At 68.7% G+C, this 6,390-nt stretch carries 7 protein-coding genes; 1 reads left to right on the top strand and 6 read right to left on the bottom strand.

The features are described 5' to 3' along the window. Positions 1-1,452 (top strand): short-chain fatty acyl-CoA regulator family protein (locus Vgi01_RS13615; protein ID WP_308441779.1); only part of this gene is annotated, 1,452 nt, incomplete at its 5' end. A gap of 100 nt (positions 1,453-1,552) precedes the next feature. Here Vgi01_RS13615 and Vgi01_RS13610 read toward each other — a convergent pair. The 6 genes from Vgi01_RS13610 to Vgi01_RS13585 form a co-directional block, all read right to left on the bottom strand. After that, complete coding sequence (locus tag Vgi01_RS13610; protein WP_102656437.1) at positions 1,553-2,242, bottom strand: alpha/beta fold hydrolase; 690 nt, start codon at positions 2,240-2,242, stop codon at positions 1,553-1,555. A 171-nt stretch (positions 2,243-2,413) separates the two neighbouring features. Then, entirely contained in the window at positions 2,414-2,977 is a 564-nt protein-coding gene (locus Vgi01_RS13605) for an NYN domain-containing protein (protein WP_204291245.1), read from the bottom strand. Between the two features lie 677 nt (positions 2,978-3,654). Further along, positions 3,655-3,882: a hypothetical protein gene (locus Vgi01_RS13600; RefSeq protein ID WP_204291244.1), complete on the bottom strand. Its 228-nt coding sequence runs from the start codon at positions 3,880-3,882 to the stop codon at positions 3,655-3,657. Between the two features lie 686 nt (positions 3,883-4,568). Beyond that, a complete protein-coding gene (locus tag Vgi01_RS13595) occupies positions 4,569-4,955 on the bottom strand; it encodes a hypothetical protein (RefSeq protein WP_102656438.1) in 387 nt (128 codons plus the stop codon). Then, a complete protein-coding gene (locus Vgi01_RS13590) occupies positions 4,879-5,634 on the bottom strand; it encodes a HEAT repeat domain-containing protein (RefSeq protein WP_204291243.1) in 756 nt (251 codons plus the stop codon). The genes Vgi01_RS13595 and Vgi01_RS13590 overlap by 77 nt, the downstream gene beginning before the upstream one ends. Positions 5,635-5,677: 43 nt before the next feature. Then, positions 5,678-6,019 (bottom strand): cupin domain-containing protein, encoded by a 342-nt coding sequence (locus Vgi01_RS13585; protein ID WP_204291242.1) that lies wholly within the window; start codon positions 6,017-6,019, stop codon positions 5,678-5,680. Positions 6,020-6,390: the final 371 nt, after the last annotated feature.

The following is a 6,390-nucleotide window of genomic DNA, read 5'->3' as shown; positions in this document are numbered from 1 at the left end:
AATCGGCTTATTGGCAACGGTGCTAATGTGGCCCGACCAAACCTGCTGGCGTGGGAGGTGAGGACGATCAGCAAGACCTTCGCCGGGGCGCGGCTACGCCGGCTGCGCGAGGAACGGGCACTCAGCCAGACCGAGCTGGCCCGGCACCTGGGCATCTCCCCCAGCTACCTCAACCAGATCGAGCACGACACCCGGCCGCTGACCGTGCCGGTGCTGCTGCGCATCACCGAACTCTTCGGCGTCGACCCCACCGTCTTCGCCGCTCACGACACCCCGCGCCTGGTCACCGGGCTGCGGGAGGCCCTGCCCAACCGGGCCAGCCCCGCCGAGCTGACGGAGCTGGCCACCCGGCTGCCCGAGCTCGCCGCCGCCGTCATCGACCTGCACCGGCGCTACCAGCAGGCCGAGGAGCAGCTCGCCGAGCTGGTCGGCGACCGGGAACGGCTCGGCCGCAGCCCGCACGACCAGGTCACCGAGTTCTTCTACCGGCGGCAGAACTACGTACCGGAAATGGACGAGGAGGCCGAGCGGCTGGCCGCCGCGATGGGGTTGCGGCGCGGCGAGATCCGCGGCCGGCTGCGCGACCGCCTGGCCGAGCGGCACGGGGTGCGCATCCTGCGCGAGGACGGCGGCGCGCTCGGCGGTGAACTGCACCGCTACCGGCCGCAGACCCGCACCCTGCACCTGTCCACCTCGCTGCGCGGCGGGCAGGAGGCGATGCGGATGGCCGCGCAGATCGCGCTGCTGGAATTCGCCGACGTCATCGACGAGATCGTCGAGTCGGAGCACTTCGACGACCCGCAGACCCAGATCCTGACCCGGGTCGGGTTGGCCAACTACTTCGCGGCGGCGCTGATCCTGCCGTACGACCAGTTCCTGACCGCCGCCGAGCAGCGCCGGTACGACATCGAACTGCTCACCCAGCACTACGCGATCGGCTGGGAGACGGTCTGCCACCGGCTCAGCACGTTGCAACGGCCCCGCGCGCGTGGGGTGCCGTTCTCCTTCGTCCGGGTCGACCGGGCCGGCAACATGTCGAAACGCCAGTCCGCCACCGGCTTCCCGTTCTCCCGCACCGGCGGCACCTGTCCCCTGTGGAACGTCTACGAGGCGTTCAGCGCGCCGGGCCGGGTGGTCACCCAGGTCGCCGCGATGCCGGACGGCCAGCGCTACCTGTGGATCGCCCGCACCATCACCCGCCACCACGGCGGCTACGGCCAACCCGGCAAGGTGTACGCGATCGGGCTGGGCTGCGAAACCCGGCACGCCGGCCGGCTGGTCTACTCCACCGGCGTCGACCTGCACGCCGCCGAGGCGGCCACCCCCATCGGCCCCGGCTGCAAGACCTGTGACCGGATGACCTGCCCCCAACGCGCCGCCCCACCCATCAGCCGCCAGCTGGACCTGGACGAGAACCGCAGCACCTTCATCCCCTACCCCCTCCGCGACTAGCCTCTCCCCTCCTCCCGCCCGTTTCGGCGTCGATCACGAGGTGGACAGCAGATGCCGATCTCCACACTGCCGTCATGGCAACGTGAGAAGTGTGCGGGCGTCAGGGGGTCAGAAAGGTGGTCAGGGTGTTGAGGTAGGCGGTCGGGGCGGTTTCGTGTATCAGGTGGCCTGCGGAAATGGTGACGAGGCGGGCGTCGGCGAGGCGGGCGGCGAGTTCGGCGATGTGCTGCTGAGGCACCGGGCTCGACGGCCCGCCGCCGATCAGCAGGGTGGGTACGGTGATCCGGGCGATGATGCCGGCCCAGTCCCGACCCGGCTCGTCGACCTCGGGGCGGACCTGCTCCACCACCCGCCAGTCGAATGGCAGCTCCCCCGCCGGCCGCTGCGGTGGCGCAGGTGGGCGCGGATGCGGGAAGCCGATGTCCTCCAACACCAGGCGACGGATGCGTCGAGTTCCGGCTGCGGCCGCTCGGCAGGCGACGAGGCCACCGAGGGAGTGACCGACCAGGTCGACCGGGCCGGTGTCGAGGCGGTCGAGGAGACCCAGAACGTCCTGGGCGAACAACTCCAGCCGGTACTCACCGGGCCAGTCACTGTCTCCGTGACCGCGCAGGTCAACGGCGTACACCGTCCGATCGACGGCCAACTCCGCCGCGATCACATCCCAGTCCTCGGCAGTTCGGCCGGTGGCGGGCAGCAGCACCACGGGGGTACGGGCCGGATCGGCAGCCGGCCACACCCGCAGCGAGAGCAGGAGGCCGCCGAGCATGATGTCGATCAGGTCGGGCACCAGCTGAGCATTGCCTCCTGTGCCGCCGGCGGCCAAGCGATTCCGCTACCGGCAGACCCGCCGAACCGCCATGGCACAGATGCACCGGTCGCGGCCCGCACGATGTCGCCGGCCGCACCGTTGATCGTGCGAGGTCGCGGGCCAGCAGCCGGTACGCGGATCCTGTCCCGCCTACAGGAAGCGCTCGGGGTCGAAGCTTTCGAGGTCGATGATGCGGACCCGAGGAAGCACGTTGGTGAAGCAGTCCGCGTCCTCCTCGATGTCGAATACCTGTAGGCCAGGCAGCTCGGCGAAGCCGGCGTTGAGGAACTCCTTGAACCCGACGACCGCGACCTGACGATCGCCTTCCAGCAGCTCGCCGAGCTGCGGCAGGAAGTCGCCGTCGTGGCTGGCGAGCATCACATTGCCCGGGCGTCGGGCGATGGCCTGCAACGTCCGCTGGATGCCGATGTCCACCACTTTCTGGTCCGATGAACCAGCCAGCGGGATGGGCCGGTAATCCATGCTCAGCAGGGCCCTGACAAAGGGCATCGGCAGTGCGCCACCCGAGGCGTTGAGGAAGAACAGTCCCTTCACCGGCTGCCGCCACGTGTCGCGCGCGAACTCCCGCAGACGCTCCCACCGGGGTCGCTCCGCAGGGGCCGGCCGGCGCTCCAGAACACTGTTGCCGAGAGTGGCGTCGATGTTCTCCCCATCCACGATGAGGTACGTGACGGATTCCGATGTACCAGGCATAGACGTACCTCTCGAGTGGAGCAGCGAACGCGGACCGGTCCAGCCCGAGCGTTCGACGTGCCAGAAGCCATGCTCATGGTCAAGGGTATTGGCTGCCCGGCCGCGGCACCTCGGCAGCCTCGAGAGCCGGTTCGTCGGGTCGCCGTGGGTCTCCGTGCCGTTCCGGAGGGTGACGCCGACTCGCGTACGGCCGCCGGCAACCGGTGGCGCGGTGGCACCCCTCGTCGGGCCGGTTCGTTGCCGGCAGGCGGGGCCCGGGCATGCACGAGGCCACCGAGGGAGTGACCGGCCAGGTCGACCGGACCGGTGTCGTATCTGCTCTTCGTCGTGCAGGTACGGACCGTCCTTGGCGTGGCGCAGGTCGATGCCGTGCAGCTGAGTCAACGCCCACCAGACATCCGCGTCTTCCAGCTTCGACCCAGACCCGCCCGCTGTGGGTGGCGGCGGCGTGCGCCTGCGCGACGATGTTCCCGATCAGCCATGTTGCCGGCGTGGAGAGGCCTCCGTCCGATGCCGTCGGATCCTGTTCGCCGTGGCGGATGAGGTACAGCTGGGTACGAGCCATGGTGGGCCACCTCCGGCTCCTTCTGGAATGAGGAGCAGGGTAGATCACGGAGGTACCGACGATGAGGGCCGAGAACCCGGCAAGGCGGACTCTGCCACCGATGAGGTGCGCTTTACCGATGCCGGTTGCGGGGATGCTTCTTGGCCGTCCGCTCGTTGCCGTGTTTGTAGTTGCCGGTGACGCGCGCCATCAGCTCCTGGGGATCTGAGCTGTCCACGTCGATCAGGAACCGGGCCGCAGCAGCACCCCGTAGCACAGTGGCGAGACGACCGTGATGGAGCAGTTCCACGTCCCCGTTCTTGCGGAGCCGATAGGTGAATCCCTCAGGTGTACCGGACATCGCCGTATCGTCCTCGCGGGCGGAACCGCACACGACCGAATTACGCTGCGCCGGGGCCGGGCAATGGTCGCAGGTCAATGAACAAGTAGCCGCTGATCGTGTGCGGCCGTGGCGACAGCGGGTACCCGGGCCCGGGGTGCGAGGCTGCTGCTCCCGTCCTCGCTATTCAGAAGTCCGCCACGGCAGGTAGGCGGCAGTCGTTCCCGCAAGGCTGCCCACGGACAGGGCGAAGGCCAGCGGGAAGAACAGGTCCCACGGCGCCGGCAGTCCGCCCCCGAGAACGATGCCGACTACCAGACACGCTGCTGTCGCAACCAGAAAACCGGACGTCACTCGTCGCCGGTATCCCCTGCGGACTCGCGGTATCCCGGTAGCGGCCAGAGCGGCTACACCCGCGTACTCTGCCCACCCGACGCTGACAGCCATCAGGCAGACCACCACGCCGACAATTGTGCCCAGCAGCGAGTCGCACGCGGTGCTACGCAGCGCTCTGGACAGCGGCGGATCAGGGATACCTGACTCTCCAGTGAAGACAAGTCGCCCAGCGCGGCCGTACGTCCAGCCCGGCACTGCCGCACCCGCATGTTGCGGCTCACGGTGCCTGGCGGCATCTGCTTCCATCCGCTCGGTGTCCGTCGGCGATCAGCGGGGTGTCGACCACGGCGTCGGGCTCGCGATGCCGGCCTTCACCTGTTGAGGGCTTCCCATTGCGCTGCGGTGGGAAGTCCACCGTCCTGCAGGCGGCGGGCGAGCGCTGTCTTCTCCTGAGCGGTCAGCGACTCCGGTAGCTGCAGGAATGTCGGTGGCCAGATGTCCAGCAGGGAGAACACTTCCTGACCGTCTCGCATCCGCAACAGCAGCATGCACCGCCATTGTGGCGAGAACTCAGGCCGGTGGTTCGTACGGTGAACCAAGAACGGGTGCAGGTGGTGCTGCGCAGACTCGTCGGCGTTGGTCGTCAGCCAGCCGGATCCGTGATGACGGTTGAAACCGCGGCTACGCGCCTCGTCGTCCAGCCCGACAAGGGCCGAGGTGTCGACGGCTTTGACTGTGCGTGGCAGCTGCTCGTACACCTCGGCATCGTGCCACAGCCCAGCCCACCGGCTCTGCGCCGACGGGGTCGTGCAGGAGCCGCAGCAGGGTTGGGGTCGCCACATGACTGCCGAGGCGCCCCAGTGCGTACGCGATCATTGACCGTACCCGCGGCGTCGGGTCTGCGGCGAGGGCGACCAGCGGCGTTACCGCGTCGATGCGGCCGGTGAAGCCGAGCCTGCTCACCGCCGAGACCCGCACCTGCTCGTCTTCATCACGCAACGCGCGAACGAGAGCGTCGAAGGCTCGGTCGTCGCCGACGGCGTCGGGGATCGAGCCGACCGCCATGGATCTGATGCCCGGGTCGTCGTCGGTCGTCGCCGTCACCAGCAGCTCGACATCCTGCGCGTCGAGCACGAACCCGAGCGCCCACAGACCCGTGCGGCGTAGCTCGGGCGAGTCCGCCGTGGCGAAATCACGCACCACCCGCCGGCTCGCCGACGGGTCCGCCTCCAGCAGCTCGATGATGTCGGTCTGCAGGCCGTCCTGGTCGTTCCCCTCGTCGAGGAACTGCTCCAGTACCTCCTCCAGCCGGGGCACCAGAGTGATGTCCCCACACGCGGCCAGGGCCGTGACGGTCGGCGCGATGACGTCGTAATCGTCGTCAAGCTCCGTGGCATGCCGGACCACAGCCTCCAGCGCGCCCTGGCTGTCGATCATGCGGTCACCATGCCACACCACCGTCGTAAGGTCGACGGCCACGTCAATGGGCGGGTACCGAGACGCAGACCATGGTGGTGTCCTCCAGTGCCTCGACAGTTCCCGGTGCCTGCTGCGGCACATGCACGAAGTCGCCCGATCGAACCGTCACGGCGTCGCCCTCGGCCCCCACACGTAACGCCCCGCTGATCACCACCCAGACCTCCGCGTAAGGGGCCGGTAGGTCGGCCCGCGCACCGGCGGCGAAGAACGCCGTGTAGGCGCTCATCGACCGGCCGACCTCTTTACTGAGGCCCGGCGCAACAAGAATCCGGTCGTCGAAGCGTACGGCGTCGTTGCCGATGACCGAGCTGAACCGGCTGACCCGCGTGGACGTGTCCGACATGTCGCATCCCTTCCTGCTAAAGGAGCCATGCGCCGACGTCGGCTACGGCGTCAACGCTTCTCCGCACCGACAATGGTGAACACGTCAAGGAAACGGGCGGGGTCAGTCACCCTGACGATGGTGACGATCACTTGTCTACTCCTCGGCCGGCTCCGGCTGACACCTGGCACGCTAGAACTTCGAGTCTGGTTCAAGTCAAGGAACACCAGCGGGGCCCGATCGCCGCAGGCCCGTCCCGATGGGCCTACGTGGCGGCCGCCGAGACCGCCGTCGGGCCATACCATCAGCGCGGGCATGGTCCAGGCAGGCCGCGGTCGGCGTAGCCTGCGAAGGTGGAGCGCAAGCGTGGGTACGCGCCGGGCCGGGCAGAG

Origin of the sequence: Micromonospora gifhornensis (assembly GCF_016863515.1) — a bacterium.
Lineage (GTDB): Bacteria > Actinomycetota > Actinomycetes > Mycobacteriales > Micromonosporaceae > Micromonospora > Micromonospora gifhornensis.
This window is presented reverse-complemented; position numbering and strand designations above follow the sequence as displayed.

What these genes read in the sequence shown, in the direction of transcription:
- Vgi01_RS13605 (WP_204291245.1), bottom strand. Translation starts at nt 2,977, where the DNA reads ATGCCTGGTACATCGGAATCCGTCACGTACCTCATCGTGGATGGGGAG.
- Vgi01_RS13600 (WP_204291244.1), bottom strand. Translation starts at nt 3,882, where the DNA reads ATGTCCGGTACACCTGAGGGATTCACCTATCGGCTCCGCAAGAACGGG.
- Vgi01_RS13590 (WP_204291243.1), bottom strand. Translation starts at nt 5,634, where the DNA reads ATGATCGACAGCCAGGGCGCGCTGGAGGCTGTGGTCCGGCATGCCACG.
- Vgi01_RS13585 (WP_204291242.1), bottom strand. Translation starts at nt 6,019, where the DNA reads ATGTCGGACACGTCCACGCGGGTCAGCCGGTTCAGCTCGGTCATCGGC.